24 protein-coding genes and 1 other RNA gene are annotated in these 24994 nt (G+C 40.7%); 8 read left to right on the forward strand and 17 right to left on the reverse strand.

What is annotated here, in order from left to right; genetic code table 11:
- Positions 1-2 precede the first annotated feature (2 nt).
- Positions 3-476: a hypothetical protein gene (locus tag ABT996_RS07780; protein WP_010688051.1), complete on the reverse strand. Its 474-nt coding sequence runs from the start codon at positions 474-476 to the stop codon at positions 3-5.
- A 20-nt stretch (positions 477-496) separates the two neighbouring features.
- Positions 497-913 carry a DUF948 domain-containing protein gene (locus ABT996_RS07785; RefSeq protein WP_010688052.1) on the reverse strand — a complete coding sequence of 139 codons (417 nt, stop codon included), beginning with the start codon at positions 911-913 and terminating at the stop codon, positions 497-499.
- Between the two features lie 168 nt (positions 914-1081).
- Between ABT996_RS07785 and ABT996_RS07790 the strand changes: the two genes are divergently transcribed.
- Positions 1082-1993, forward strand: coding sequence for a mechanosensitive ion channel family protein (locus ABT996_RS07790; RefSeq protein ID WP_035449158.1), 912 nt, complete (start codon positions 1082-1084; stop codon positions 1991-1993).
- Positions 1994-2038: 45 nt separating this feature from the next.
- On the opposite strand, the gene cbpB is transcribed toward ABT996_RS07790, so the two are convergent.
- Complete coding sequence (gene cbpB / locus ABT996_RS07795) at positions 2039-2503, reverse strand: cyclic-di-AMP-binding protein CbpB (RefSeq protein WP_035449159.1); 465 nt, start codon at positions 2501-2503, stop codon at positions 2039-2041.
- A 219-nt stretch (positions 2504-2722) separates the two neighbouring features.
- On the opposite strand from cbpB, the gene ABT996_RS07800 reads away from it, so the two are divergent.
- Both ABT996_RS07800 and ABT996_RS07805 read left to right on the forward strand, forming a co-directional pair.
- Entirely contained in the window at positions 2723-3460 is a 738-nt protein-coding gene (locus ABT996_RS07800) for an MIP/aquaporin family protein (RefSeq protein ID WP_010688055.1), read from the forward strand.
- A gap of 71 nt (positions 3461-3531) precedes the next feature.
- Positions 3532-4236, forward strand: coding sequence for a CPBP family intramembrane glutamic endopeptidase (locus ABT996_RS07805; protein ID WP_035449161.1), 705 nt, complete (start codon positions 3532-3534; stop codon positions 4234-4236).
- 47 nt (positions 4237-4283) lie between these two features.
- On the opposite strand, the gene ABT996_RS07810 is transcribed toward ABT996_RS07805, so the two are convergent.
- Both ABT996_RS07810 and ABT996_RS07815 read right to left on the reverse strand, forming a co-directional pair.
- Positions 4284-5636, reverse strand: coding sequence for a glucose-6-phosphate isomerase (locus ABT996_RS07810; RefSeq protein WP_010688057.1), 1353 nt, complete (start codon positions 5634-5636; stop codon positions 4284-4286).
- Positions 5637-5841: 205 nt separating this feature from the next.
- Positions 5842-6702: a GRP family sugar transporter gene (locus tag ABT996_RS07815; RefSeq protein WP_010688058.1), complete on the reverse strand. Its 861-nt coding sequence runs from the start codon at positions 6700-6702 to the stop codon at positions 5842-5844.
- 396 nt (positions 6703-7098) lie between these two features.
- Between ABT996_RS07815 and ABT996_RS07820 the strand changes: the two genes are divergently transcribed.
- Positions 7099-9243: an LTA synthase family protein gene (locus tag ABT996_RS07820; protein ID WP_035449164.1), complete on the forward strand. Its 2145-nt coding sequence runs from the start codon at positions 7099-7101 to the stop codon at positions 9241-9243.
- A 41-nt stretch (positions 9244-9284) separates the two neighbouring features.
- On the opposite strand, the gene ssrA is transcribed toward ABT996_RS07820, so the two are convergent.
- Positions 9285-9651: a transfer-messenger RNA gene (gene ssrA, locus ABT996_RS07825) on the reverse strand.
- A 371-nt stretch (positions 9652-10022) separates the two neighbouring features.
- On the opposite strand from ssrA, the gene trpX reads away from it, so the two are divergent.
- Genes trpX through ABT996_RS07840 form a run of 3 tightly spaced genes read left to right on the forward strand, consistent with a single transcriptional unit; the run spans position 10023 to position 12651 of the window.
- Positions 10023-11012, forward strand: coding sequence for a tryptophan ABC transporter substrate-binding protein (gene trpX / locus ABT996_RS07830; protein WP_035449166.1), 990 nt, complete (start codon positions 10023-10025; stop codon positions 11010-11012).
- Positions 11009-11905 carry an ABC transporter permease gene (locus tag ABT996_RS07835; protein ID WP_004051661.1) on the forward strand — a complete coding sequence of 299 codons (897 nt, stop codon included), beginning with the start codon at positions 11009-11011 and terminating at the stop codon, positions 11903-11905. The genes trpX and ABT996_RS07835 overlap by 4 nt, the downstream gene beginning before the upstream one ends.
- Positions 11902-12651, forward strand: coding sequence for an ABC transporter ATP-binding protein (locus ABT996_RS07840; RefSeq protein WP_035449169.1), 750 nt, complete (start codon positions 11902-11904; stop codon positions 12649-12651). Before ABT996_RS07835 ends, ABT996_RS07840 begins: the two co-directional genes overlap by 4 nt.
- A 122-nt stretch (positions 12652-12773) precedes the next feature.
- On the opposite strand, the gene ABT996_RS07845 is transcribed toward ABT996_RS07840, so the two are convergent.
- Together ABT996_RS07845 and trhA are read right to left on the reverse strand one after the other, a co-directional pair.
- Positions 12774-13118 carry an ArsR/SmtB family transcription factor gene (locus tag ABT996_RS07845; protein ID WP_010688064.1) on the reverse strand — a complete coding sequence of 115 codons (345 nt, stop codon included), beginning with the start codon at positions 13116-13118 and terminating at the stop codon, positions 12774-12776.
- Between the two features lie 102 nt (positions 13119-13220).
- The gene (trhA, locus tag ABT996_RS07850; protein ID WP_035449172.1) at positions 13221-13847 is read right to left on the reverse strand and encodes a PAQR family membrane homeostasis protein TrhA; all 627 of its coding nucleotides are present in this window, start codon (positions 13845-13847) and stop codon (positions 13221-13223) included.
- Between the two features lie 160 nt (positions 13848-14007).
- Here trhA and ABT996_RS07855 point away from each other — a divergent pair, with 160 nt between their 5' ends.
- Positions 14008-14517 carry a DUF1836 domain-containing protein gene (locus ABT996_RS07855; RefSeq protein WP_010688066.1) on the forward strand — a complete coding sequence of 170 codons (510 nt, stop codon included), beginning with the start codon at positions 14008-14010 and terminating at the stop codon, positions 14515-14517.
- Positions 14518-14564: 47 nt separating this feature from the next.
- On the opposite strand, the gene ABT996_RS07860 is transcribed toward ABT996_RS07855, so the two are convergent.
- The 9 genes from ABT996_RS07860 to ABT996_RS07900 all read right to left on the reverse strand — a co-directional run bounded on the left by ABT996_RS07860 (position 14565) and on the right by ABT996_RS07900 (position 24968).
- Entirely contained in the window at positions 14565-15431 is an 867-nt protein-coding gene (locus tag ABT996_RS07860; protein ID WP_010688067.1) for a class II fructose-bisphosphate aldolase, read from the reverse strand.
- A 133-nt stretch (positions 15432-15564) separates the two neighbouring features.
- Positions 15565-16230, reverse strand: coding sequence for a phosphate signaling complex protein PhoU (phoU, locus tag ABT996_RS07865; RefSeq protein ID WP_035449175.1), 666 nt, complete (start codon positions 16228-16230; stop codon positions 15565-15567).
- A gap of 19 nt (positions 16231-16249) precedes the next feature.
- Positions 16250-17011 (reverse strand): phosphate ABC transporter ATP-binding protein PstB, encoded by a 762-nt coding sequence (gene pstB / locus ABT996_RS07870; RefSeq protein WP_035449178.1) that lies wholly within the window; start codon positions 17009-17011, stop codon positions 16250-16252.
- Between the two features lie 13 nt (positions 17012-17024).
- Positions 17025-17834, reverse strand: coding sequence for a phosphate ABC transporter ATP-binding protein PstB (gene pstB / locus ABT996_RS07875; protein WP_004051652.1), 810 nt, complete (start codon positions 17832-17834; stop codon positions 17025-17027).
- 15 nt (positions 17835-17849) lie between these two features.
- Complete coding sequence (gene pstA / locus ABT996_RS07880; protein WP_004051651.1) at positions 17850-18737, reverse strand: phosphate ABC transporter permease PstA; 888 nt, start codon at positions 18735-18737, stop codon at positions 17850-17852.
- 3 nt (positions 18738-18740) lie between these two features.
- The gene (pstC, locus tag ABT996_RS07885; protein ID WP_010688071.1) at positions 18741-19658 is read right to left on the reverse strand and encodes a phosphate ABC transporter permease subunit PstC; all 918 of its coding nucleotides are present in this window, start codon (positions 19656-19658) and stop codon (positions 18741-18743) included.
- Entirely contained in the window at positions 19645-20538 is an 894-nt protein-coding gene (locus ABT996_RS07890; RefSeq protein ID WP_010688072.1) for a phosphate ABC transporter substrate-binding protein PstS family protein, read from the reverse strand. The genes pstC and ABT996_RS07890 overlap by 14 nt, the downstream gene beginning before the upstream one ends.
- A gap of 193 nt (positions 20539-20731) precedes the next feature.
- A complete protein-coding gene (locus tag ABT996_RS07895; RefSeq protein WP_035449182.1) occupies positions 20732-22552 on the reverse strand; it encodes a glycoside hydrolase family 13 protein in 1821 nt (606 codons plus the stop codon).
- Positions 22536-24968: a glycogen/starch/alpha-glucan phosphorylase gene (locus ABT996_RS07900; protein ID WP_035449185.1), complete on the reverse strand. Its 2433-nt coding sequence runs from the start codon at positions 24966-24968 to the stop codon at positions 22536-22538. Before ABT996_RS07900 ends, ABT996_RS07895 begins: the two co-directional genes overlap by 17 nt.
- Between the last annotated feature and the right edge of the window lie 26 nt (positions 24969-24994).

The raw sequence follows: 24994 nt of genomic DNA on the forward strand, positions 1-24994 counted from the left end.
CTCTAATCGTTGTGTGGATAAAATGTTTCAGTTGGTTTTTCGTAAGGTTGATCTTTTTTATCCTTAGCTTCACCAAAAGCAGAACGGCCATCGATCACGATATCGTCGTTCCAATCTTCAGAAGCTTCATCTTCAGCTAGATCATCGAACTTATCTTTAGTATTCTCCAACCGTTCTTTTAAGTCAGAAGTTGCTTGTTTCAATGAAGCCAAAGCATCTTGAACAGCTTGTTCATTCTTGAATTCGTCAGCTCGGCTAATAACTTTTTCTTTTAAGTCATCTACGCCATTTTCTTCCAAGAATTGTTGCAAGTATTGATTATATTTCAATGCCTTTTCGCGTCCGTTCAAGACGGTCTCATCGACTTTCATCGCTAACTTATCTTTTTGGTCAGCAGTCAACTTCTTTGAAGCGACCAAAGCTGCACCTGCACCAGCTGCAAGCATTCCTAGACCAACTAACAATTTCTTACTCATAATACTCCACTCCTTAAAGTTTACTTACTTTGCTTTTGTTTGTGTCGTTGGTAAAAGCCAAGTGCCATTTTACCGACGCGCAATGCAGCACTTGTCTTAGCTGCACTTTCAGTTGAACGTACTACCTTATCAGCCATTGAACGACTTGCTACGTTCAAATCAGATACACTTTCACTTAGCTCAGCCGCCGTTTTAAACAAAGGATCTAATTCGCTTACTTTATGGTTGACATCTTCCATCAAAACATTCGTCTTTACCAAAAGCTCATCCACATTGCCAGCAATACTGTTAGCGTCCTTGGTCAAGATCTGAATGCTGTTATTCATCTCTTTAACAGTCGTCACTAAATGCTTTAGCACTGTACAAATGAAAACAACTAAGATCAAAAATGCTAACGCTGCAATTAACCCAGCAATCTGTCCAAACGTTATTGTCATTTTATACCCTCCATTAAGTCTTCATTGTCTTTAGAATATCATTCAATTACAAAAACTGCAATTATTACGCAAAAAATATTGTTCAAAATAAAAAAACTTCTTTCGCACTTTTCAAAAAAATTTGCTATCATTAGTACATAAATTCTGAACATAAAGGACGGATCATACTTGTATCTATTAGTTGCAACCGATAAGACGCTCTCATCCGACGTTTCAAAACAAGTGGTCAAACAAACGGGCGTCTTGGACAATTACATAAAAAACATCAATTGGGACAACATTATCACTAAGATCATCATGGTGACTATCTCACTTGTTTTGATCTCCCTACTTTTCTTGATTATTCATTCTATCGGGAAAAAGATCATCACTCGCAGTTTTTCTACCGCTAAGAAAAAGAATTCTAATTACTCGATCGGGCGTTTAGGAACGATCTATACGCTGACCCAAAACATCTTTCATTACTGTGTTTTGTTCTTCTACTTTTACGCCATCCTTTCGATCTTAGGCATCCCTGTCAGTACCTTGTTGGCTTCAGCTGGGATCGTCAGTGTGGCGCTTGGTTTAGGGGCTCAAGGCTTTGTCACTGATATTGTGACTGGTTTTTTCATTCTACTCGAACAACAATTTTCTGTCGGCGATGTCGTTAAAATAAATGCGATCACGGGCAAGATCCACGCTATTGGTCTACGCACAACGCAAGTAATCAGTGATGACGGAACATTAAACTTTATCCCTAACCGCAGTATCACCGTCGTTAGCAACATGTCACGTAACAATATGCAAGCTGTGATCGATATTCGCTTAGATCCTAAAAAAGATGCTAGTGAAATGAAAAAAATCATCACCCAAGTAAATCAAAAAGTCGTCCCTAATTTACCCGAGATCGTCACAGGCCCAACGATCTTAGGCGTGGTGCCCCTTACAAATGGCGAATTAGTTTTCCGGGTCACTGCATATACTAAAAATGGTGCTCAAGCTACAGTCCAGCGCATTTTACTGGATAACTACTTACGGGCCCTAAAAGATGCAGGCTTCAATATCCCGACTTCACCGTTGAATTTAGGTGCTACTGCATAAAATCAATGCTCAAACTGCAGATCTGTAGTTTGAGCATTTTTTTGGTTATTTTTTTTCGACTGTATATTCTTTTTCTAAATCATGCGCTAAATAATTGACAGCTTTCATCACTTCGCGGCGGGTCAAGATCCCGGTAAAGACTCCTTCTTCATCGACGACTGCCAAAAAGGTCTGATCGACTAAAAGATGCAAGATCTCTTCCATTTCATATGGCGGACAGATCGTTGGAACATCTGTCTGCATGACATCTTTGACCTGGATCCGGCCCAAACGAGTCGGATCGATCCCGGTCAAGCCTAACATCGTCTCTGTGATCATCGCCAACGACAATAGTCCCTTGAAATGTTGATCTTGGTCTAAGACGGGGATCTTAGCGTATTTGACCTTACTTAAAACTAAAAATGCATGTTCAAGACTATTATTTTCTTGGACATTAGCTACGATCTCAGCTGGGATCAAAAATTTTTCTTTACGCTGATTTAGCAATTGTGCAACTGCTTTTGATATCATATAACTTTTATTTAAAACTATCCTTTCATCCAAATATTGATACTACTCCTATAATTGTATGCGTTTTAGTGAAAAACACAACCCTTACCCCCTGTTTAGCTCACTAAAACGCTACTTTTTTAGTAAAAAAATATTTCTGAAAGCCTATTGACACCCGCCATTGCAATCATTATAGTTATATGAGTGTATTATTTCATTGTTATTTATTAGGAGGAAAATATGGAGTTCGCATTAAACTCAAGATTAATGGCCGAATTTTTCGGAACAGCCCTCATGATCATGTTGGGTAACGGTTCTGTGGCCAACGTTGAATTGAAAGGAACTAAGGGTTACCACAGTGGTTGGATCGTTATCTCGATCGGTTACGGTTTTGCCGTAATGATCCCAGCTTTGATGTTTGGTAAGATCTCAGGTAACCACATCAACCCCGCATTTACTTTAGGTTTAGCTATCGCAGGCGATTTCCCATGGCATGAAGTCTTACCTTACATAAGTATGCAATTCTTAGGTGCAATTGCCGGACAATTGGTCGTATTAGCTTGTTTCAAGCCACACTACGATATCACCGAAGATCCAGAAGCTGTTTTGGCTACCTTCTCAACGATCGATGCGACTGAAAGTCGTTTCAATGGTTTTGTCAATGAATTCTTTGGTACATTCACCTTAGTTTTCAGTGCTTTAGCGATCACACATTCACCGATCTTCAACCATGGTAACCAAGGTGCCGGCTTTATCGGTATTGGTCTCTTAGTTATGGTTATCGTAACTTCCTTTGGTGGTCCAACTGGTCCTGCTTTGAACCCAGCACGTGACTTGGGTCCTCGTATCGTCCATGCGTTGTTCCCACTTAAGCACAAGGGATCATCCCAATGGCGTTATGCGTGGATCCCAGTTGTCGCACCATTTGCAGCCGGTGCTTGCGCGACCCTTTTATATAAAGCTATTTTTGGGTTATAATACCTATGTTAAGGCTTGACGTCATAACGTCAGCCTTTTTTTATTACACTTTTTACAGAAAGGACTTTACTATGAACTTAAAAACACTAGGAAGTTATGCCTGGCGCACTATCAAATTCATTTTATTAGGCTTGTGCTTGATCTTGCCGCAACAAGTTTTTTCCTTACCTCATATTCTCCCCCAAAACTTCAGTCCGTTAGCGACAAATATTTTGACATGGGGCTTACTTTTACTGGGATATGCACTCGTGATCGTTATTTTTAACTGGCAATTCAAAAAAGATCAGCCTAATACTGATAAGATCTTCCAAAAATTATCTAATCAGGATATCAATGCCATTATCACAGGTTTTATCACTTTGTTTATCATTAAGATCATCTACGGAATGTTCATGAATCAATTTGGACAGACCCAAAATGATCAAGCTTTACAACAAATGTTTAAACTTTCGACTAATGCCGCACTCATGATGTTTCTGATGACAGCGATCTTTGCTCCGCTATGTGAAGAATTGCTCTTTCGGGGGATTTTTATGCGTTACTTCTTCCCTAAAAATACCGTTTTAGCGATCTTTTTTAGTGGACTAGTCTTTGGCATGCTTCATTTCCATCTCGGTGATATTTTTTGGACGCTCCTTTTATATTGTACTTTGGGCTGGGTCTTAGCATATTATTACAAAAAGACAGGTAAACTCTTGGTCAGCATTATGATCCACTTCCTAAATAATATTTTGCCCGCACTATTCATGCTCTTTTCAGCATTATTTACCAAATAAAAAGATCCGCAAACTGAGATCAGTTTGCGGATCTTTTTTATTAATGCCTATTTATCTAAACGAGCATTCAATTCTTTAGTTAATTCTTCGTAACCTGGGCGACCGAGTAAAGCAAACATGTTCTTCTTGTAAGCTTCAACACCTGGTTGGTTGAATGGGTTGATACCATTCAAGTAGCCTGAAATACCAACTGCGATCTCGAAGAAGTAGATCAAGTAACCTAAAGTATAAGCTGTTTGATCTGGGATGTTAACGATCATGTTAGGCACATCACCATCAGTATGAGCCAACACAACACCTTCCATTGCACGATCGTTGACATAGTTCATTGTCTTACCTTCAAGATAAGCTAAACCGTCCAAGTTTTCTTCTTCCTTAGGAATTTCAGTATCATGTGTTGGTGTTCCAACGTGGATAACTGTTTCCATCAAGTTACGACGGCCTTCTTGGATGTATTGACCCAAGGAGTGCAAGTCAGTTGTAAAGTTAGCTGAAGATGGGTAGATACCCTTTTGATCTTTACCTTCAGATTCACCCATCAATTGCTTCCACCATTCAGCGAAGTATTGTAAGGTAGGTTCGTAGTTTTCCAAGATCTCAGTTGTGTAACCCTTGCGATACAAGATGTTACGCAAAGCAGCATATTGGTAAGCTTCGTTTTTAGCAAGATCTGCATCAGTATATTCACTACGAGCATCAGCAGCCCCTTGCATCAAAGCATCGATATCAGCACCTGAAACCGCGATCGGTAATAAACCAACTGGTGTCAAGACTGAGAAACGACCACCAACATCATCAGGAATCACGAATGTTTCGTAACCTTCTGCATCAGCTTCGGTCTTCAATGCGCCACGTGCGCGGTCTGTTGTAGCATAGATCCGCTTCTTAGCGCCTTCTTCACCATATTTTTCGATCAATTTTTCTTTAAAGACACGGAAAGCGATCGATGGTTCAGTTGTTGTACCTGATTTTGAGATCACGTTGACAGAGAAATCTTTGTCCCCGATGAGTTCGACCAAGTCATGAACATATGAACCAGAGATCGAGTTACCTGCAAAGAAAATTTGTGGTGCATTGCGTTTTTCTTGTGGTAACAAGTTGTAGAATGTGTTTTGCAAGAAATCAATTGCAGCACGTGCACCTAAGTAAGAACCACCGATACCGATCACAACTAAAACTTCTGAATCGTTTTGGATCTTTTTAGCTGCTTCTTTGATACGGGCAAATTCTTCTTTATCGTAGTCAACTGGTAGATCTAACCAACCGCGAAAATCTGCGCCTGCACCAGTACCTTGACGAAGTTGTTCGTCAGCGGCATTGACCATTGCTTGCATTTCGTTTAATTCATTGTCGTGAACAAACTTTGTTAAGTTTGAACTATCAAATTTAATATGTGCCATGTTATAATTCGCTCTCCCTTTACAATTTTATTACGGGTTTAATTATACTATAAAATACAGAATTTTAAAGTCAAAATCAAATATAAATTAAGATTTACGCTTAAAAACCCTTAATTTTACAATTAGACGATCACCATAAATGTAAACGCCACCGTTCTCCATATATAAAAAGCCATGCCGCTCGTGCGCCATGGCATATAGATCATTATTTTAAAAGACCTAACATTACGCCACCGATGATGACCATCAATGAACCAACTGTAACATAGACCATTTCTTTTTTCGTTTTGTGTTCGCCTAAGAGTAAGATCGAACCAAATGTCGAGATAACGATCCCGGTTTGTGAAAGTGAAAAACTTACTGCTAACCCGATCATTGCAGTTGCTTGGAACATACATAAGTTACCTGTGCCCCAAACTAGACCTGTAATGATATTTTTGAAGCTTTCCTTCTTGAATGCATCTTTACCTAAAGCAAACATCGAAGCGCCAGCGACCATCCCTAAAGCTTGAGGTAAGACCATCGCTTGGGCATCAACTTTTAATAAGTTGACAACGACCGTATAGCCTAAGTAACCAGCTGTTGATAGCACTAAGGCAGTCGTTCCTTTTTTCCAGTCTTCATTTTGTTCGCTACTATTAGCACTCTTATCACGTAAAGCCGTTAAAACAGCACCTACGACTAAAATGACTAAAGCTAGTGAACCTAATGATAATTGGCGCGTTGTTGTCCACTCATGGAACAAGAAGATCCCCGCTAAGGCGTTAGTCACCAACTGCGCCCCCGTTGAGATCGGCACAGTCTTGGAGATCCCAACTGCTTTCATTGCGTGGAACTGTTGATTTTGACCTAAACTCCAGAACAAACCAGATAAGATACCGGCTACCCAAAGTTGCCAATTGTTATTTGCTAAAAAGTTTCCTGGAGCAACCACGGTCATTACGATCGCAAAGAGCAAAGCCCCCCAAGTCATCCCTAAGGTTTGTTGATTAGCATTACCACCCAACTTACCACTGATCAATCCAATACTTCCCCATGCTAAAGCGGGGATCAAGGCTATCCACATAATTAATTCCCTCGTTTCTCTTTAATTCTTTTCTCAATAATTCTCATGCAAGATAATATTTTAGCAGTTTTATGCAAACCATTACAAGAAGAATTTTAGGTTAATTCTTTCATTTTATTTTATATGAAAACTTTTTTCACATACTTTTTTTCACAAATTCCCATCTTTATCACCACTAGGCTTTGCCACAGTAGTAATTTTTTTTATGTGAATAAAATATATATTTTTTAAGAAATCCATAATAATTGAAAACGATTTTTCTGTTTTCATAACTTCAAACTTACCCAACGATATCTTTAATATTTGCTAAAATTCCCTTGAAAAATTGACGCTTGACCGCTAACTGGTTTAGAATTAGGTGATATGTCAATTACTTTGAAAGGACGGTTTGCACCTGTGAACTGGACAAAATTACGAAATTTTATCAATACACGGTGGGGCTTTTTTGCACTTGTCTCGTGCCTGTTTTGGTTAAAAACGATCCTAGTTTATTTGATCGATTTTCACCTTGGTGTTCACGGGATCTATCAGTATTTCATCCTATTGATAAACCCGATCGCGACGACACTCTTGCTCTTTAGCATCGCACTTTACATCCGAAAAACGATCCCTGCCTATTTATGTCTATTATTACTTTACATAGCTAATACGGCATTTTTATTGATCAGCGTTATTTATTACCGCGAATTTACTGATTTTATGACTATGAACGTGATCTTTGGGTATTCTTCGGTCTCTCAAGGGCTAAGTGGCAGTTCCTTCTCACTCTTAAAGCCCCAAGACCTTGTGATCATTATCGATGTAGTAGTTGTCTTACTGCTGCTATTAACACGGCAGATCAAGCTCGATAAACGCTTCATCCCCAAAAATCAGGCTGTCGCCATGACATCTTTTTCCTTAATGTTTCTACTATTAAATATCACATTAGGTGAGATCGATCGTCCGCAATTACTGACACGGACCTTTGACCGCAACTATTTAGTCAAATACCTAGGGATCGATGCCTTTACCGTATATGATGGGCTAAAAACAGCTAAGACGAGCCAAACACGGTCTAAAGCTACTGGGGCTGATCTAAACAAGATCATTGATTTTACCCAAGCTAACTATGCTGCTCCCGATCCAAAGATGTTTGGGATCGCTAAAAATAAAAATATCATCGTCATCCATCTTGAAAGTTTCCAACAATTCTTGATCGACTATAAATTAAACGGCCAAGAAGTCACACCGTTTTTAAACAGTCTTTATCACGGTAAAGAGACGTTCTCGTTTGCTAATTTCTTTAATCAAGTCGGACAAGGCAAGACTTCCGATGCTGAAACGATGCTTGAGACTGGCGCATATGGTTTGCCTCAAGGTTCGATGTTTTCAACTTTAGGCACAGATAACACCTTTGAGGCTATGCCCGCGATCTTGAATCAGAGTCAAAACTATTCTTCAGCCGTTTTTCACGGCAATTCCGGTTCATTTTGGAATCGCGACAAGGTGTATAAGAACTTTGGTTACCAATACTTCTTTGATGCAAGCTACTATAACCAAGACGCTAACAACCTAAGTGAATACGGCCTTAAAGATAAGTTGTTGTTCCATGATTCAGTTAAATACTTAGAAAAGTTACAACAACCGTTTTATGCTAAATTCATCACGGTCTCTAATCACTTTCCATTCAGTTTAGACGACCAAAACAAGAGCTTTGAAGCAGCTAATACGGGCGACAGTTCAGTCGATAATTACTTTGTTACGGCCCACTATTTGGACCAAGCCGTTAAAGAATTCTTTGATTATCTCAAAGCGTCTGGACTTTATGATGATTCGGTGATCGTACTTTATGGCGATCATTACGGGATCTCTAACTCACGGAATTTAAAATTAGCTTCTCTTTTAGGCAAATCTTCCTCGACTTGGAGTGACTTTGATAATGTTCAAATGCAACGTGTTCCATTTATGGTCCACATCCCAGGTCAAGAAAATGGTGGGATCTTCGAACAATACGGTGGTGAGATCGACGTCATGCCGACGTTACTTCATCTAGCCGGGATCGATTCGAAAAAATATCTTTTGTTTGGTTCAGATCTCTTCTCAAAAGATCACGATCAAACTGTCGCTTTTAGAAATGAGAATTTCATCACACCAAAATATACCGTTGTTGGTAGCACGACCTACGAAAACAGCACTGGCAATGTGGTGACGCATCCGTCTAAAAAAGTACAAGCTCAACTAAAAGCAGCACAAGAATATGTTAACTCGGCGCTTTCACTTTCAGATTCGCTCAACAATAAGAACCTCTTGCGCTTCTATGTGCCAACTGGTTTTACGCCGGTCGATCCCAAAGATTTCAACTATAAAAACCAAGTTGAGCAATTGGATAAGATCCAAGCCGCGCTCAAGGGACGTTCAACTAGTCTATGGTCTAAAAATAACGATCACACGACGGCTGATAAATATCACTCCGATGCTCCAGAGCTCAAACAAAGTGATAGTGGCGAAAATACTAACGAACAAGCCCCTACCGTTGAATCGACTTTAGAGGATACACAATAACAAAAAGCCCTTATCGAAAATCTTATCGATAAGGGCTTTACTTATGGAGATGGCGGGAGTCGAACCCGCGTCCAAGCATATCGTAACTCAAGTCTCTACGCTCATAGTCATACTATTTGAATTTCATCGTTGATCACGCCGGATGACAGGGCCAACATCAACGACTAGCCTAAAAGTCTCTTCTCAGTATTTCAGGCTAAAACACTGAGCGTAGTCTGCTAATATAGGACCCGCAACTGACACACAGACGATATCAGACGGATCTACGCAGTGCTGACTAGGCAGCTAAAGCGTAAGAGTTGTTATTATTTTTTGCAGTTATAATTTAAACTGAGCGTTTTATAGTAGCCGCAACCTACTAAGCGCAACTCAAGCCCGACCTATACCTGTCGAATCCTAAACATCCCCAAGTTGACTACTGAGTTATTGTAGCACACCTTTTTTAGAAAAGCAAAAAAGTGATTTTTTTAATTGACAACTAATTTTTAGTATAGTACAATTCACTCATAATCAATTCGGAAAGGAAGAGAACTATGAACAAGACAGTTATGCAACTTACAAATATTCGTTGGCAAAGCCAGCACTAGGTTGCTTCTGTGTGCACAGATGCGACCGTACGTAACGTATCGTTCGTATCTGTGCTGGTTCTCTTAGATCGACCCGCATGGATCAACTACCATGCGGGTCTTGTTAAAAGCACTTCCCGCGCTCAGTGGGAAGTGCTTTTTTTCTTATCGCAATAGATACGAACGTAAAAAATCAAAAGGAGGAATTTACTTATGAAACGCTTAATTAGCACAATTGCAGTTTTATTTTTATTTTTGATCTTTGCATTTTTCCGCTCAACTGATCAAGCAAAAAAAAATCAGACCCCAACTGTTGGGATCTTACAATTAACATCACATCCCGCTTTAGATGAGATCCATCGCGGGATCGTTGCCGCCTTAAAGGAAGAAGGCTTTGTCGCGGGTAAAAACATCAAGATCGATTTTCAAAATGCCCAAAACGATCAAAGCAACCTCAAATCCATGAGTCAACGCTTTGAAAATGAAGATGCCGCGGTCATGATTGGGATCGCGACCCCAGCCGCCCAATCATTAGCTAATACAACTAAGACGACCCCTATCGTTATGGGGGCGATCAGTGATCCGATCGGAGCTGGCCTAGTTAAAGATCTCAAGCATCCCGGTGGTAATATCACGGGAGTTCAGCACCGAGAACCGATCGCCCGCCAACTTCAATTGATCAAAGCGCTCATGCCTGATCTAAAAACCGTTGGCGTCTTACACACTTCAAGCGATGATTCATCGGCAGCTGAAGTCAAAGAGTTCTCAAAACTAGCTCAAAAATCGGGGATCCAAGTCAAAGAATACACGATCACTTCGACTAATGACATCCAACAAGTTTCCGCTACAATGGCAAGCAACGTTCAAGCGATCTATATTCCAAATGACAACACTGTGGCCTCAGGCTTTCAAACGGTCCTCAAAAATGCCAACCAAAATAAGATCCCGATATTTCCTTCAACTTCTGAAATGACACGTCAAGGTGGACTAGCCACTGTCAGTGTTAGCCAATACGAACTTGGTAAAATGACAGGGAAGATGACCGCTGCGATCTTGAAAGGAAAAGATCCAGCCGACATGGCGATCGAATACCCGACCGAAGGGACTACCTACCTCAACCAAAAGCAGGCCCAACAACTAGGGATCACTCTCCCTAATGAATTAATTACACAGATCAGTAAAAAAGGAGTTGTTATCAAATGAATCTAATCGTATCAGCAATCGGACAAGGTTTGCTCTGGGGCATCCTTGGTCTCGGACTTTACTTGACCTTTAGGATCTTAAAATTCCCCGATATGACAGTTGAAGGGACCTTTCCCTTTGGCGCCTGTGTCTGTGTTTCCCTGATCACCCAAGGAACATCACCTTTTATCGCAACTTTAGCTTCCTTTGGGGCAGGACTTTTGACCGGTTTTTTGACAGGGATCTTATACACCAAAGGAAAGATTCCTGTGCTATTGGCTGGGATCTTAGTCATGACAGGGATCTACTCGATCAACCTCCGTGTCCTAGGAAAAGCGACCGTTGGCTTACTCAACCAAAATACTTTACTCAACACTGGGATGTTACGCGAACTACCTAACAGTTTTCCTTCAGTAACTCTGGGCTTGATCTTGCTTACCCTTTTGATCTTACTGCTAGCTTTATTTTTAAATACTGATCTAGGACAAGCATTTATCGCGACGGGTGATAACAAACTGATGGCTCGTTCATTAGGGATCAATACGGATAACATGGAGATCTTAGGCTTGATGATCTCTAACGGCTTGATCGGTCTTTGCGGTGGCTTGATCGCCCAAAATGACGGTTATGCCGATGTCAATATGGGGGTCGGTACGATCGTTATCGGCTTAGCTGCGATCATTATCGGTGAAGTTGCCTTTGGTGAACTCAGTTTGACTGCTCGGTTAGTCGCGGTCATCCTAGGTAGCATCTTCTACCGTTTCGTTTTACTTATCGTTTTAAAACTTGGATTTAGTACTAATGATTTCAAATTGCTTTCATCTTTGATCTTAGCATTATGCCTAATGTTACCGGTCTTAGAGAAGAAATTTAATTTCAGCAAGACATTGAAGAAAGGAGTCCAAAAGCCATGACACTCGAATTAAAAAATATTACGACTGTGGTCAACCCCGGAACAAGTGAAGAAAAAAAGATCTTAAAAGACCTTTCACTTACGATCGAAGCCGGTGATTTTATCACACTTCTAGGTACAAACGGTGCTGGAAAATCGACCCTTTTAAATGTGATCAACGGTTCGCTCAAACCAGATACCGGACAGCTTCTTTTAGACGGACTTGATCTGACCCCACTCTCAGAAGTCAAACGTGCTTCCTATATCGCGCAAGTCTTTCAAGATCCTAAGATGGGCACCGCTCCTCGAATGACAGTCGCTGAAAATCTTTTACTCGCTTTAAAACGTGGGCAAAAACGCACTTTGCGTCCCCGACGCTTACAAGCTCATCTCCCCCAATTCAAAGAATTGACAGCTAAACTCCCTAACAATCTATCCGAGCGATTACAAACTTTCACCGGTGATCTCTCCGGGGGGCAACGGCAAACATTGAGCTTTTTGATGGCAACGATCGCACGCCCAGATATCTTACTCTTAGATGAACATACAGCTGCACTTGACCCTAACACGAGTGCTGAACTATTAAAGCTGACCGATGAAGTGATCACCGAAAAGGATCTGACCTGTCTAATGATCACCCATCGTCTTCAAGATGCTTTACGTTACGGCAATCGTATTATCGTCTTGAATGATGGTCAGATCGTCTTAGATACCCGTGACAAAGAGAATCTAACTGAAGAACAGATCCTGACTTACTTTGCTAATTAAAACAAAAGAGGCGCTAGAAAATTTCTAGCGTCTCTTTTTATATTCTCGTAATAAAAAAAATTGTCCCAACGGTCGCACCCGGCCTGCTTAAAAGCCTAGTGCAAGCTGAAACAACTATCTTACTATTTAGTTGTTGTATCCACTGTCAAACGAACTTGATGGATCGCATCTTCCAAGCTTTTTAAAGGTGCTTCAAGTGTTACATGGTAAAAGCTTTGCAATCCCTCTTTTTTAAATGAAACTAGACCAGCTTCGCGCAAGATTTTTAGATGATGTGAAACTGCCGGTTGGGTAATGGCCATCATTTTGGTGATTTCAGTAACAGTCATTCCTTCATGGAGTCGTTCACATAATAAAAGAATTATCTTTTGCCGATTGCGATCAGCTAATGCATTTACAGTTTCAAATTCGTTAGCAAATCCTTTTAACGCTCTGCGCTGTTCTGTCGTCAACTGTATCGTTGGCATGAGTACCACTCTCCTTTCTTGAGACACTATCCTCTAAGATAAGGATAACATTAAATAGCACTCGTCGCAAACGCTTCCACCTAAAAATAAAATATTTTTATTTTATAGATAAAAATAGATCGAACAAAACATCAAAGCTGAGCCTAAGATCACCAGCAAATGCCAATAAATATGGACATACTTCAGTTTTAAGCTATAAACGACCGCGCCTAAAGTAAAAGCAACGCCGCCTGCTAACAGCAATAATAACCCGGGAAAACCTAAGACCTGAAATAGTGGTTTAAAACTTAAGACACACAGCCATCCCGCTAAAACACAGATCACGGTCTCAACGATCTGGCGCCTAGGGTCAGCTAAAGCATGATACAAGATCCCAAAGAGCATCAAAAGAGCTACCGCGATCCATAATCCCCAACCAAACTTGCCGCCGATCCCGATCAGGCAATATGGCATATAGGTACCGGCTATCAGTAAATAAATACTGGAGTGGTCGAATGCTTGAAATAACCGCCTAGCTTTGGTGAAATATAGACAATGAAATAAAGTCGAAGCTAAATACAAGCTCAACAAACACAAACCGTAGACCAAATATGCTATAAAACTGACAATATTTTGTGTTGCGATCCCCTTTAAGATCAATAAAACTAGTAACCAAATACTTAGTCCTACTCCGATACCGTGTGTGATCGCACTCCAAACTTCATTTGTGATCTGTTCACGTCGATCCATATTTGACACCACCTTCTAAAATCTAGTTTCAGTCTACACCTATTGTATATATAAGTCAATTATATATAGATTTAAAGTCTAGTTTAAAAGTTTTTAAAAATCAATAGTTCTTAAAATAATGTGTTATAATACACTTAAACTAGATAAAAGGACGAGCGCGATGGAGAAGTTAAACATCCAAAAGCAATTAGATCGTTTCACGAATAAACGATTGCCCTATTGGGAAGATTTCCCTGATTTCGAACTATATATGGATCAATTGGTCAATCTTGGCAATCGCTATTTGACTGGCTTTTTAGGAGCACCTTTGACGCCTTCAATGATCAACAGTTATGTCAAAAAAGGCCTCATGTCACGTCCCCTTAAGAAAAAGTACAATGCAACTCACTTAGCCGAACTATTGGTGATCAGTCTCTTAAAATCGGTCTATCCTTTAGAAACGATCAAAAATTATAATGAGCAATTGTTACATGAATTTTCGATCAAGGAATCCTATGATAGTTTTGCGCAGATCTTCAATCAAGCACTGCAAAATGGCGGTTATACCAAGCCACTACCCACCGGTCTATCACTGAGCAAACTAACAAAACACGTGATCATCAATGCTGTGATCTACAAAATGGTCGGCGAACAGCTATTGCAATACAAGAGTAAACATGATCATATCTAAAAAAAGGCCCTAGGAAATTTCCTAGGGCCTTTTTGGCAATCTTTAGATTATTTAGCTTCTGGTGTACCGATCCAGTCGATGATTTCTTCAACTGTATCTGTGATAGCTTGTGTACCAGGTGCAAGAAGTTTACGAGGGTCGTAACCTTTACCTTCTTTATCCTTGCCTTCTTCGATGTACTTACGTGTTGCTTCAGCAAATGCGATTTGGCATTCTGTGTTGATGTTAAGCTTGGAAACACCCATTGAGATAGCTTTAACAACTTGTTCTTGAGGGATACCAGAACCACCGTGCAATACTAATGGCATATCTGGCATAGCGTCTGCTAATTCCTTCAAGCGGTCAAAGTTAAGACCTTGCCAGTTTGCTGGGTATTGACCGTGGATGTTACCGATACCGCATGCTAAGTAGTCAACGCCAAGTGCAGCAATTTGTTTTGCTTCTTCAACGTCAGCTAATTCACCAGCACCAACAACACCGTCTTCTTCACCACCGATAGAACCAACTTCAGCTTCAACAGAAATGCCTTTAGCATGTGCTAATTCAACGATTTCTTTTGTCTTAGCCAAGTTTTCCTCGAATGGTAAGTCATGGCCATCAAACATAACTGATGAGAAACCTGCTTCGATACATTCCTTAGCAGCTTCGTAGTTACCATGGTCTAAGTGCATAACAACTGGAACAGTGATGTTCATTGATTCCATTTCGCTTGCAACTAAGTCACGAACTAATTTGTAACCGCCCATGTACTTAGCAGCACCCATTGATACTTGGATCAATACAGGTACGTTCTTTTCTTGAGCGCCTTTAAGAATAGCACGTGTCCATTCCAAGTTATTTGTGTTAAAAGCACCTACTGCATAATGGCCCTTGCGAGCTGCAGAAAAAATTTCACTACCGTTTACGAATGACATAAAACAGCCTCCTAAAGATTTTACAGTAAATTACTCACTTTCGAGTACACATACATTTTAACACACTTGCTTAAGAAAACGTACTATTTTCCCAAGATTTTAATTAAACTTCATCAAGCTAGCGTAAAAATCCTTAGAAATCGTTGCGCCCTAATTCAGTGATCTTACCTTTTTTGGTATATACGATCCATTCCGCGATATTAGTGATATAGTCGCCTGAGCGCTCTAAGTGATTAGCGATCTGCAAGTAATCGATCCCCTCACTGGCAAATTTAGGATTTGTTTTGATCAAATCCATCGCACGCTTTCTGATATCCAAAAAGATCCCATCATTACCGGCATCCATTTCGGCGATCTTGATCGCTAATTTTTCATCCATCTCAGTGTAGGCTTTCAAAATACTTGCTAGCATCTCTAAAACATTATCACCCATCTTAACGATCATCATATCGATCTCATCGTCACGGCGTTCTTCTTTGAGTAATAACACATTTTTAGCGATACTTACAGCGTGATCGGCTAAACGTTCAAGATCAGAACTAGCTTTTAAGATCGAAATGATCTCACGCAGATCGCCTGCTACTGGACTTTGCAAGGCAATGATCTGAGCTGTCTTTTTCTCTAAATGTGTCTCGTGATTGTTGATCACTTCATCGTGTTCGATGATCTCTTTGGCAGCTTGTTTGTCATCTTCTTTAAGTGAGATGATCGCTTTTTCAAGTGACGCCTTAACTTCAAGGCCCATTGTGATAAATTCCTGACGTAAAGCTTGGATCTGAGTATCAATGTGGCGTTGCATAAAATTCCTCCTTGTTCAATTAACCAAAGCGACCGCTTAAATAGTCATCGGTCTCTTTTTTATTCGGATTAACAAAAATCTGTTTCGTCAGTCCCGTTTCAATCAGATTTCCATTCAAGAAAAATGAAGTCGTATCTGAGATCCGGGAAGCTTGTTGCATATTATGGGTCACGATAATACAAGTATAATCATCTTTTAGCGTTAAAAGCATCTCTTCGACTTTATTACTTGAAACTGGGTCAAGCGCACTCGTCGGTTCATCTAATAAGATAACTTCTGGTTTGACCGCAAGCACCCGGGCAATGCAGACCCGTTGTTGCTGCCCACCTGATAAGGATAAAGCACTCTTATGCAAGTCATCTTTAACATCATCCCATACGGCTGCTTGCTTCAAACTCGTTTCGACCCGCTCATCCAACAGTTGTTTATCTTTGACCCCAGCGATCCGTAGACCATAGACAACATTTTCATAGATCGAAAACGGGAAAGGATTGGGCTGTTGAAAGACCATACCAACTTTTTTGCGCAATTCGACCGTATCTGTCTTAGGACTATAGATATCTTGCCCGTCTAATTTGATCGCTCCTGTAATTTTAACATTATCAATCAAATCATTCATCCGATTCAAACATCTCAGATAAGTCGACTTCCCACAACCTGAAGGCCCGATCAGCGCATGGATACCAGATTTAGGAAAATCTAGATCGATCCCTTTTAAAGCTTCTTTTTGCCCATAGTACAAATGGACATTTTGACTAGTAATAATTTTTTCTTTTTCCATGATAAACCTCGTCCTAACCAAAATTCCCTGAGATATAATCTTCAGTTGCTTGTATCCGTGGATTGGTAAAGATATTTTTTGTCTTATCGTATTCGATCACATGCCCCATGTGGAAAAAGGCTGTATAGTCACTGGCCCGCGAAGCTTGTTGCATATTATGGGTCACAATGATGATCGTATATTTTTTCTTTAATTCAAGCATCGTTTCTTCAACTTTTAAAGTTGAGATCGGATCAAGCGCACTACAAGGTTCATCCATCAATAAGATATCAGGTCCCATTGCGATCGCCCGCGCAATGCAAAGTCGTTGTTGCTGTCCCCCAGATAAGGCCAAAGCACTCTTATTTAGGTCATCTTTGACTTCATCCCAAAGTGCAGCCCCGCGCAAACTCTTTTCGACGATCTCATCTAATTTTTGCTTATCTTTGATCCCATTTTCCTTGAGTGCAAACGTGATGTTTTCTTTGATCGATTTAGAAAATGGATTAGGTCGTTGGAAAACCATCCCGATCTGTTTACGCATCTCATAGAGGTTGATCTTCTTAGAATTGATATCGATCCCGCGATACATGATCTCACCCGTCACTGTTGCTACATCGTCATTCATCCGGTTCAAAGAACGTAAGAAAGTTGATTTTCCAGATCCCGATGCCCCAACTAGAGCGGTGATCTTATAGCGCTCAAATTGAAGGTTCCCATCAAAAAAAGCGTGTTTGTTACCATAATAAACTTGCAGATCATGGGTCGAGAGCGCAACTTCTTGAACTTTTGGATCAAATTTTAAGATCGATGTCTCATTTAAATCATATTTACCTACATTCATTGTCATCTTCCTCATCTATTTACTTGCAGTTAAACGTTTATACAAGCGATTACCCAAATAACGCGCCGATAAATTAAAAATCAAAACGGCTACGATCAAAACTGCTGACGCACCAGCTGAGATCTGTTCAGCATCCGGCATGATCCCTTCCGAGTTGATCTTCCAGATATGCACCGCCAAAGTTTCCGCTGGTCGGAAAAGGTTGAGCGGACTGGATTCACTAAAAGGATTCCAATTCATAAAATCGATATTAGTTGCACTTTGACCAGCAGTATAGATCAAGGCTGCTGCTTCACCAAAAACACGGCCGGCACAAAGGACGATCCCGGTAATGATCCCCGGTAAGGCCTCAGGTAAAATGATCTTTGTGACCGTGTGCCATTTAGATAAACCTAAAGCTAAGCCCGCTTCACGTTGCAATTTAGGAACGTTATTCAATGAATCTTCAACATTACGCGTCAATAATGGTAAGTTGAAAAATGTCAAAGCGATCGCACCCGAAATGATCGAAAAGCCCATCTTGAATTGAACAACAAAGAGCAAGAAGCCAAACAAGCCGACAACCACTGACGGTAAAGAACTCAAAACTTCGATCGCCATTCGCACAGTTTCGGTCACACGATTTTTAGGTGCATATTCGGCTAGATAGATCCCAGCGCCTAAAGAAAGTGGAAATGAGATCAACAGCGTCAAGACCAAGAGATAAAAGGAATTGAACAACTGGATCCCGATCCCGCCACCAGCAGTAAAGGAACGTGAAGGTGTCGTCAAGAAATGCCACGAAACATGTGGTAAACCGTTCAATAAGATCCGACCGATCAAAAAGGCTAAGATCAAGACCACGATCCCGGCGATCAATTTGATCACACCTAAAGCAAGTTTATTTACTTTTTTCGTATTCATAGATTACATCTTTCCTTTCCGACTGATAAAGCGCACTGCAATGTTGAAGATAAGTGACATCAACAAGAGGACTAACGCCAATGACCATAAAGCGTTGTTTGAGACAGTGCCCATGACCGTATTACCGATTCCCATCGTCAAGACACTGGTCAAGGTCGAAGCAGGAGCCAATAAGCTTTCTGGTAACAGGGTCGCATTCCCGATGACCATTTGAACAGCTAAAGCTTCACCAAAAGCTCGTGCCATCCCAAAAACGATCGCAGTCATGATCCCCGGCAAGGCCGCGCGTAATAAGACGCGGTAGATCGTTTGCCATTCAGTCGCCCCTAAAGCTAGGGAAGCTGATTTGTAATATTTTGGTACAGCGCGTAAACTATCGACTGTCATTGAAGTGATCGTTGGTAAGACCATCACAAAGAGCACAAACGCCCCGGACAAGATCCCATAACCTGAACCGCCAAAATGATCGCGCACAAAAGGTACCACGACCGTCAATCCGATAAACCCGTAAACAACCGACGGGATACCAACTAATAATTCGATGACACTTTGCATAAACTTTTGACTTCGTTTAGACGAAAGTTCTGTCATGTAAAGTGCTGTCCCGATCGCAAATGGGGTCGCAAACAGCGCAGCCAATAAAGTCACCCCAAAAGATCCTAAGATCATCGGTAATGCTCCTACTAGCGGTCGGCCATTTGGTCCAGTAGCTCCTGGATTCCATTCACTTCCTGTCAAAAATTCCACTAAGCTAGCTTTATTTTGTGTAAAAGTCGCGATCCCCTTCGACGCAACAAATAAAAAGATCGCTAGCACAACTCCGACGATCAAGAAAATACTGGCATAACTCAATGTTTTACCAATGAAGTCTTGGCGCGTCTCCTTAGACGGTTTTAAAATTTTTTCTCTAATTGGATCCATCTTGTTTCACCTCATCTGTGATAATTGGTGTTACTTGGTTATTAGCATCTTTTTGCACTTTCATCTCATTGATCGGAATGTAACCTAATGCTGTCACCAAATTCTTTTGCACGACATCTGAGTACATATAGTCTAAAAACTGTTTTGTCATTTTATCTGGTTTGCCCTTAGTATACATATGTTCATATGCCCAGATCTTCCAAGAATTATCTTTGATATTTTGAGCGGTCGGTTTGACGCCATCCACTTTTAGGGCCGTCATATCCTTATTGATATATGAAAATGATAAATAGCTGATCGCACCAGGCGTACTTACGACCATACGTTGCACCGTCCCATTTGATTCTTGTTCTTGAGCTTTCAACATTTTCTGTCCCTGCATCACGTTATTTTCAAAAGCAACACGTGTCCCACTACCTTGGGCACGATTGATGACCATGATCTTTTGATCTTTACCACCCAACTGCTTCCAGTTAGTGTACTTACCAGTAAAGATACCACGTAATTGCGCCATTGTTACTTGTTTTACGCCACTGTCTTTATTGACAACTGGCGCTAGCCCTAAAACTGCCACGGTATGATCGACTAGTTCTTTCGGTTTGATCCCCGGTAATTCTCGGGCAAACACATCTGAGTTACCGATCGTGACCGCCCCAGCCTGAACTTGGCTCAAACCTGTACCTGAACCGCCACCTTGGACTGTGATACTTACATCACTGTGATCGCGTTGATATTCTTCAGCCGCCATTTCTACCATTGGTTGTAAGGCAGTTGATCCAACGATCGTAATATTTTGTTTATCACTCTTTTGTCCCGCACAGCCCGCAAGAAAGAGGACTGCTGTCAAGAGCATTACGAAACTAACAATTGCTTTTTTCATCCTAATTTCTCCTAAAATATTAGAGTTAATTACACCTTTAATTTTATGCCTTTTTTGTAAAAACATGTGGGTCGTTATGTAAAGATTATGTAAAAAAACAAGCGTATTCAACACACAGAACGAACTATAAAAAATACCACGATCACAAAAAAAATAGTGTCTAGAAGAACTCGCTCCTAAACACTATTTTTATTTAACAATTATCAGATGTTAGCGTGAGGCTTTCAAACGGTCCAAATTCTTTACCATTGGCCTTAGTCGTCATTGCCCGTAGATTCCATTCATCATGGAATTGCTGTAATTTATCGGCATAGAATATACTTGGTTTTTCACTGGCATTCAACAGATAGACTATCTCACGTCCAGCTTGATAGCGTCCGACTCCAAAGAAACCTTCACCAGCTAGCAGCGTCAACTCTCCCTTGGTCAAAGCGGGTTCAGCTTGACGTTTAACCGTCAATGAACGTACATGTTCCAAAAGAGCGTGATCTTCACGATCCCAAGGATAAAAGCGTCTATTATCTGGATCAGTTCCACCAGGCACCCCAGCTTCATCACCATAATAGATACATGGTACTCCTGGGAACATGAAAAGTAGTTCAAAAGCCCGCTTGACTTTAGTCATATCGCCACCTAAAGCGGTCAAGACCCGCTTTGTATCATGGGTCCCGATATTATTGAGCGAATTTAGATAGAAGTCCAGGGGATAATTTTCCCGTAATTTCATCATCTCTTTAGCGATCGTCTCAGCGGAACGCTTTTGCTCCAATAGATCTAAGATCGCTTCGCGTAAAGGATAGTTCATAACACCATCTAACTCATCACCCTTGACATAGTGGCGACGTTGACTGTAAGCAACTTTATTAGATGCATCTTCCCAAACTTCACCTAACAACAATCGGTCACGATAACCGTCTAAATTCTTACGGATCTTAGCAATAAAAGGATCAGGTAACTCATCGGCGACATCTAACCGCCAACCATCTACACCTAATTGATTCCATTTAGCTAAAACACTGTCTTTTTCACCGTAGATAAACTGTTGAAATTGCGGGTTGTTCTTATCTACAACTGGGAGATCGGCATTGCCCCACCAACAACGGTACTTGTCGGGATAGCGTTCAAAACTAAACCACGGATAATACTCGCTATTCTTATCCTGCGCAGCTCCAACATGTTCACCGTAGTTGCCGTTAAAGTTAAAGTACTTACTGTTACGCCCCACATGCGAGAAGACTCCATCCAAGATCAAGTGGATCCCAGCTTTATGCAACTTAGTCACTAATTCTTTAAAGACTTTTTCATTGCCCAACATCGGATCGATCTTGAAATAATCACTCGTATCATAACGGTGATTACTTGCAGCTTCAAAGATCGGATTCAAATAAATGATCGAGACACCTAATTCCTTTAGATACGGGATCTTTTTAATGATCCCTTTGAGATTTCCACCATAGAAATCCCAGCGGGCAATACTGCCGTCGTGATTTCTGATGTACATCGGATCATCTTGGATCGTTGCATAGATAAAAGTATCCCGCTTTTTACCTTCGATGTAACCATCGAGATTTCCATTGTAAAAACGGTCGGGAAAGATCTGATAACAGATCCCATTTTGATACCATTCAGGTGCATTGACCGTTTTATCATAACAGGTCAGCTGGTAAGAATTATTTTCCAATATTTCGCTACTCTCAGTTAACTGTCCCTGACCACCACCATTAGCACAGTAATAGCGCACAAGTTCATGTTCATTTTGCCGGATCACCAGTTTGAAATAATAGAAGTATAATCCACTTTTTCTTGGGATGTAAGTCGTATAATAACGCCCTGAACTCTTATTTTCCATTCCGATGATCTCCGGGATCAACTTTCCATCAGCATAGACGTAAAGTTCAACACTGGTAACATCAACGTCATAGGCCTCAAGCATGAATTTTACCGGTCGATCGACTTTGATAGCCCCAAATGGTTTTTTATACTTTTCTTGCCACGAATCAAAGTGGATATACATCTTTTGCTTTTCCCCTCATTTCAGTTGAGTTTGGCTTGATATCCCAAATCTCTTTAGCATATTTTTCAACCGTATCATCAGCTGAGAAATAGCCTGCATTGGCAATATTTATCAAACACATCTTGTTCCAGTTTTGCTTATCTTTGTAAGCCTCACTGACAGCCTCTTGCGCTTGGACATAGGAAGCAAAATCACGTAAAACAAAGTATTCATCATTGACCCGCAATAAGGAATCATAGATCTCATGCCCTTCAACTTCAATATTTGGGATCGTTCCATCAACAAAAGCATCTAAGACACGTTTGATGACAGGATTGCTATTGTAGTATTCGGCAGCATAGTAGTGATGATTCTTCTCGTATTCTAAAACTTCATCTTTGGTTAAACCAAAGATAAAGATGTTATCTTCACCAACATGATCTTTGATCTCAATGTTAGCTCCATCTAAGGTCGCCACTGTCAAAGCACCGTTTAACATCAACTTCATGTTAGAAGTCCCTGAAGCTTCCTTAGTTGCAGTCGAGATCTGTTCACCCACATCAGCAGCTGGGATGATTTTTTCTGCCAATGAAACACCGTAGTTTTCCAAGAAGACAACTTTTAACTTATCATTGATCGTCTTATCGTTATTGATCATATTGGCAACTTCATTGATACACTTGATGATTGTCTTTGCATAGTGGTAACTTGGTGCGGCTTTAGCCCCAAAAATAAATACCCGTGGTTCAACATCGCGGTTTGGATCATCTTTAAGATCTAGATACAATTTAACGATGTGTAACAAGTTGAGCAATTGTCGTTTGTAAGCGTGAAGTCGCTTGATCTGAACATCAAAGATCGCATGCGGTGAAACTTCGATCCCGGTATCTTCTTTGATAAAGGCTGCTAACTTTTTCTTATTATCCAGTTTAGCTCTACCGATCTTTTCTAGTAACTTCTTATCGCCGACATGTTTTTCTAGCTCATGTAATTTCTTAGCATCAAAGCGCCAAGCCGTTCCGATAGCTTGATCGATCGTCTTGGACAATTCAGGGTTAGCTACTTGGAGCCAACGCCGAACTGTGATCCCATTTGTCTTATTATTGAAACGTTCAGGGTACAATTCGTAGAAATCACGTAAAACATCATTTTCTAACAGCTCTGTGTGTAATTTAGCTACACCATTAGTGCTATGTGAACCAATAATTGCTAAGTGAGCCATCTTGACCATACCGTCTTTGATGATCCGTGTCCGTTCGATAAAGTCATGATCTTTTTTACCTTCAAGTTCCAAGGCATAGCGCCGATCGATCTCTTGGATGATCTGCAAGATACGTGGTTGGACTGTGGCCAACATTTCAACAGGCCATTTTTCCAAAGCTTCAGCCATGATCGTGTGGTTAGTATAACTCATCGTCTTGACTGTTTGTTGCCAAGCTTCATCCCAATCCATGTGTTCTTTATCGAGCAAGATCCGCATGAATTCAGCCACACACATAGCTGGATGCGTATCATTGATATGGATCGCAATATGTTCACTGATCTCATTTAACGGACGATCATATTTCTTATAGTGCCGAATGATACTTTGGATCCCAGCTGAGGTAAAGAAATATTCTTGCTTCAAGCGTAAAATACGTCCTTCGTAGTTCGAATCATCAGGATAAAGCACTGAGGTCAGATCCTCGACCCGACGACGGTCCTCGATCGTTGGATATTTAACTTCTTCAGAAGCTGGGATCTGAGCATCCCAAAGGCGCATCGTATTAACGTGATCATTGCGATAACCGACGATCCCCGTGTCATAAGGGACAGCCTTGATCACATCGGCCCCTTCATAGATCGCTTCTAAATATTTACCATTATCGATCAAGTGGACTTGACCACCCATCAAAACGTCGACCGCTTTACTTTCACGTGCTACAGCCCAATTGTTACCGTCAGTCAGCCATTCATTTGGTAACTCGATCTGGTAACCATCAACAAATTTTTGCTTGAACAAGCCATATTTATAGCGGATACCATTTCCATTACCTGGTAAGCCATCTGAAGCTAAAGCGTCCATAAAGCAAGAAGCTAAACGACCTAAGCCCCCGTTGCCAAGTGCCATATCAACTTCAGACTCCGAGATCTTATCCAGACTAAGTCCCATTTGCTTTAAGCCTTTATCGACCACATCGTACCAACCCATGTTCAAAAGATTGCTCTTTAATAAACGACCTGGTAAAAATTCGATCGAAAAATAATAAACTTGCTTTTGGTCATTTTTGACATAACTCTTCCAAGTATTACGCCAAATTTCGGAGTAACCGGATTTGACCACTGAAACTAAAGTCTGATATAACTCGATCGGAGCAGCATCTTTGACATCTAAAGCAAACTTCTCGGCTAATTGCTTCTTAAACTCGCGTACAAAACGCTCCTGTGTGATTTTCATTAAGTATCCTCCCTTATAAACCGATA

The organism is Ligilactobacillus sp. RTP31139st1_D10_RTP31139_211217, from assembly GCF_040226755.1.
In the GTDB taxonomy this organism is placed as follows: Bacteria; Bacillota; Bacilli; order Lactobacillales; family Lactobacillaceae; genus Ligilactobacillus; species Ligilactobacillus animalis.

What these genes read in the sequence shown, in the direction of transcription:
- ABT996_RS07780 (WP_010688051.1), bottom strand. Translation starts at nt 476, where the DNA reads ATGAGTAAGAAATTGTTAGTTGGTCTAGGAATGCTTGCAGCTGGTGCA.
- ABT996_RS07785 (WP_010688052.1), bottom strand. Translation starts at nt 913, where the DNA reads ATGACAATAACGTTTGGACAGATTGCTGGGTTAATTGCAGCGTTAGCA.
- cbpB (WP_035449159.1), bottom strand. Translation starts at nt 2,503, where the DNA reads ATGATATCAAAAGCAGTTGCACAATTGCTAAATCAGCGTAAAGAAAAA.
- ABT996_RS07800 (WP_010688055.1), top strand. Translation starts at nt 2,723, where the DNA reads ATGGAGTTCGCATTAAACTCAAGATTAATGGCCGAATTTTTCGGAACA.
- ABT996_RS07805 (WP_035449161.1), top strand. Translation starts at nt 3,532, where the DNA reads ATGAACTTAAAAACACTAGGAAGTTATGCCTGGCGCACTATCAAATTC.
- ABT996_RS07810 (WP_010688057.1), bottom strand. Translation starts at nt 5,636, where the DNA reads ATGGCACATATTAAATTTGATAGTTCAAACTTAACAAAGTTTGTTCAC.
- ABT996_RS07815 (WP_010688058.1), bottom strand. Translation starts at nt 6,702, where the DNA reads ATGTGGATAGCCTTGATCCCCGCTTTAGCATGGGGAAGTATTGGATTG.
- trpX (WP_035449166.1), top strand. Translation starts at nt 10,023, where the DNA reads ATGAAACGCTTAATTAGCACAATTGCAGTTTTATTTTTATTTTTGATC.
- ABT996_RS07835 (WP_004051661.1), top strand. Translation starts at nt 11,009, where the DNA reads ATGAATCTAATCGTATCAGCAATCGGACAAGGTTTGCTCTGGGGCATC.
- ABT996_RS07840 (WP_035449169.1), top strand. Translation starts at nt 11,902, where the DNA reads ATGACACTCGAATTAAAAAATATTACGACTGTGGTCAACCCCGGAACA.
- ABT996_RS07845 (WP_010688064.1), bottom strand. Translation starts at nt 13,118, where the DNA reads ATGCCAACGATACAGTTGACGACAGAACAGCGCAGAGCGTTAAAAGGA.
- trhA (WP_035449172.1), bottom strand. Translation starts at nt 13,847, where the DNA reads ATGGATCGACGTGAACAGATCACAAATGAAGTTTGGAGTGCGATCACA.
- ABT996_RS07855 (WP_010688066.1), top strand. Translation starts at nt 14,008, where the DNA reads ATGGAGAAGTTAAACATCCAAAAGCAATTAGATCGTTTCACGAATAAA.
- ABT996_RS07860 (WP_010688067.1), bottom strand. Translation starts at nt 15,431, where the DNA reads ATGTCATTCGTAAACGGTAGTGAAATTTTTTCTGCAGCTCGCAAGGGC.
- phoU (WP_035449175.1), bottom strand. Translation starts at nt 16,230, where the DNA reads ATGCAACGCCACATTGATACTCAGATCCAAGCTTTACGTCAGGAATTT.
- pstB (WP_035449178.1), bottom strand. Translation starts at nt 17,011, where the DNA reads ATGGAAAAAGAAAAAATTATTACTAGTCAAAATGTCCATTTGTACTAT.
- pstB (WP_004051652.1), bottom strand. Translation starts at nt 17,834, where the DNA reads ATGAATGTAGGTAAATATGATTTAAATGAGACATCGATCTTAAAATTT.
- pstA (WP_004051651.1), bottom strand. Translation starts at nt 18,737, where the DNA reads ATGAATACGAAAAAAGTAAATAAACTTGCTTTAGGTGTGATCAAATTG.
- pstC (WP_010688071.1), bottom strand. Translation starts at nt 19,658, where the DNA reads ATGGATCCAATTAGAGAAAAAATTTTAAAACCGTCTAAGGAGACGCGC.
- ABT996_RS07890 (WP_010688072.1), bottom strand. Translation starts at nt 20,538, where the DNA reads ATGAAAAAAGCAATTGTTAGTTTCGTAATGCTCTTGACAGCAGTCCTC.
- ABT996_RS07895 (WP_035449182.1), bottom strand. Translation starts at nt 22,552, where the DNA reads ATGTATATCCACTTTGATTCGTGGCAAGAAAAGTATAAAAAACCATTT.
- ABT996_RS07900 (WP_035449185.1), bottom strand. Translation starts at nt 24,968, where the DNA reads ATGAAAATCACACAGGAGCGTTTTGTACGCGAGTTTAAGAAGCAATTA.